Annotated in this window: 2 protein-coding genes and 1 CRISPR repeat array; of the genes, one reads left to right on the top strand and one right to left on the bottom strand. The window is 58.6% G+C overall.

Annotated elements, in window-relative coordinates; translation table 11 throughout:
• Positions 1–12: 12 nt before the first annotated feature.
• Positions 13–579: direct repeats of the CRISPR family, unit length 36 nt; unit sequence CTTTCCAATTTCTAGGGATCCCCCCGAAGGGGGAAC.
• A gap of 272 nt (positions 580–851) precedes the next feature.
• Positions 852–1,757, bottom strand: a complete 906-nt coding sequence (locus tag NW838_RS01530; protein ID WP_414427372.1) for a cation diffusion facilitator family transporter — start codon at positions 1,755–1,757, stop codon at positions 852–854.
• Positions 1,758–1,900: 143 nt separating this feature from the next.
• Here NW838_RS01530 and NW838_RS01525 point away from each other — a divergent pair.
• A partial coding sequence (locus NW838_RS01525; protein ID WP_414427371.1) for a UDP-glucose dehydrogenase family protein occupies positions 1,901–2,672 on the top strand: 772 nt, incomplete at its 3' end.

The following is a 2,672-nucleotide window of genomic DNA, read 5'->3' as shown; positions in this document are numbered from 1 at the left end:
GGGGTTGGTGAGTTTTCCAATTTCTAGGGATCCCCCCGAAGGGGGAACACCTCGAACAGTGGGACCCCGCCGAGATTTCCGGTGGGATCGTTTTCCAATTTCTAGGGATCCCCCCGAAGGGGGAACCACGTCATCTGTGAAGATTTGATTCCACAGGCTTATCGATAATTTTTCCAATTTCTAGGGATCCCCCCGAAGGGGGAACCTGGAGCAGTTTGAACAGTTTGATCCGGATAAGCTTCGAGCTTTCCAATTTCTAGGGATCCCCCCGAAGGGGGAACCCTAAGGAGGATTGTATGATTATCTATCGCTATGCTTACCTTTCCAATTTCTAGGGATCCCCCCGAAGGGGGAACTGTTGAACTAGAGCAACTGGTTCAGCTGTCTCACTTGGTCTTTCCAATTTCTAGGGATCCCCCCGAAGGGGGAACCTTCAAGCACGACTATGCTATTCTCCCGTACTAGACGCTTTCCAATTTCTAGGGATCCCCCCGAAGGGGGAACCCCGAGGTATAATTCTAACTTCCCGATCTGCAATCATAGCTTTCCAATTTCTAGGGATCCCCCCGAAGGGGGAACCCCCACCCCTATTAAAGCCAAGCAGGGCAAGGGATGCAAGACCCATTTGCGAGGGATCCGGAAAAAAGGGGGCAAAAAGAGTTTCGGCGAGGGGGTTTTGGGGCCGGAAAGCCTTGTGGCACAAGGCGTCGAGGGATCCGACGAAAGAATGGGCTTTTCCGAGATTTTGAGGGACGCTCGCAGAGGCGTTGATACCGTTTTGGTGTTCTTTTGGAAACATCAGGATCCCTGAGGTTTGGCTAGGCTATCTGTTGGCAGGTGGCAAGCTCTCGCTAGGGTTGTTCGATATGGGAGCGAGGCTCCAGGTGGATGAGGATCCGCGCTGGCCCGTAGCGCTCCTGCAAGAGGCGTTCAACTTCCTCGGTAAGGCGGTGGGCGGACTCAATGTCCTGTGGCTCCACCACCAGGTGCATCTCGATAAAGACCATTTCCCCTGGGATCCCGCGGGAAGTGATGTCATGGCAGTCGAGCACGCCTGGCACGCTCAGGATCAGATCCCGCAGGGCCTCAGAGGGGATCGCCACCCGGTCGGTGAGGTAGGGAAGATTCTCCTGCAGCACTTCCCAGCCGCTTCGGAGCACCAGCAGCGCCACCGGCAAAGCCAGGGCTTGATCCAACCAAGGGATCCCCCAATAATGCATGCCGGCCAACCCCAGCAACACCGTCAGCGTCACCCCAACGTCGCTGAGGGTATGGCGCGCATCGGCCAACAGCAGCGAGCTGGACAGAGCTTTGCCCCAGCGGTGCTCGTAGAGGGTGACAAAGACATTAATGCCCAGCACGCCCACCATCATCCCCAAGGTCAGCTCATCGATCTGCAGGTGGGGCTGGGGCTCCCAAAACCGCTCCACGGCTGTGCGCAGGATCTCCAGGCTGGCCATCCCCAAAAAGGCGGCGATCCCCAGCGCTCCAATGGCTTCAAACTTGCGATGGCCGTAGGGATGGTCGTCATCGGGCTCTGGCGAAGAAAAGCGCACGGCCACCAAGCCCAAAATGTTGCTGGCGCTGTCGGTGGAGCTGTGTAGGGCATCGGCAATGAGGCTCAGGGATCCCGTCGTCAGCCCCAGGGTGAACTTAATCAAAAACACCAGAACATTCAGTCCCAGCGTGACGTACAGCACCCTCTGCACTTGGCGCTGGCGGCGGCTGGCTATGGCAGCAGAATCCAGAAAGCTCACTGCAGCTCGAGCGGGGATCCGCAGATGTCCTGCTTTATTCTGCCACCGACCTCAATGGGGGTAAGGGATCCCAGGGGAGTGGGGTATCCTAACGGTGAGCTGCGGGGGCATGGGGGCCATCCGTTCGGGAGCAAACGCTGAGTATGCACGTTGCCGTAGTAGGGGCTGGATACGTGGGCCTGGTTACAGGAGCCTGCCTGGCTCACCTGGGGAATAGCGTTATCTGTGTGGACAACAACCCCGCTAAGATTGAAGGGCTGCAGCGGGGTCGCCTGCCTATCTACGAGCCCGGCCTAGAGGAGCTGGTGCGGGAGGAAACTGGGGCAGGTCGGCTGCACTTTACCACCGATCTGGGCCTTGGGATCCGGGCCAGCGAGGTGGTGTTTATTGCCGTGGGCACCCCCGCTCTGCCCAGCGGGGAGCCGGATCTGCGCTATGTGGAAGCGGTGGCGCGGGAAATTGGCCAGCACCTGGACGAGCGCTACCGAGTCATTGTCAACAAATCCACCGTGCCCATTGGCTCCGGCGACTGGGTGCGCATGCTCATTCTGGACGGGGCCGCTGAAGCTGCCAAGCAGCGGCTGAGCAGCCGGGAAGTGGGGAGGGATCCTGAGGCCAGATCTCTCACCTTAGAGCTCTCCCCTTGGACGCCGCAGTTTGACGTGGTGAGCAACCCCGAGTTTCTGCGGGAAGGCAGCGCCATCCAAGATACCTTCTACCCGGATCGGATCGTGATTGGCTCTAACAGCCCCCACGCCATTGAGATCATGCGGCAGCTTTACAAACCCATCCTCAGTCGCCAGCAGGGTCTGGGCGGGGATCCCGTGCCTTTGCTGGTCACCGACCTGGCCTCTGCCGAGATGATCAAGTATGCCGCCAACGCCTTCCTGGCCACCAAGATTAGCTTCATCAACG

This window comes from Synechococcus sp. R55.2 (assembly GCF_047462075.1).
Classification (GTDB): Bacteria; Cyanobacteriota; Cyanobacteriia; order Thermostichales; family Thermostichaceae; genus Thermostichus.
Note: the sequence above shows the minus strand (reverse complement) of the source record. Positions and strands in the feature narration are given on the sequence as shown.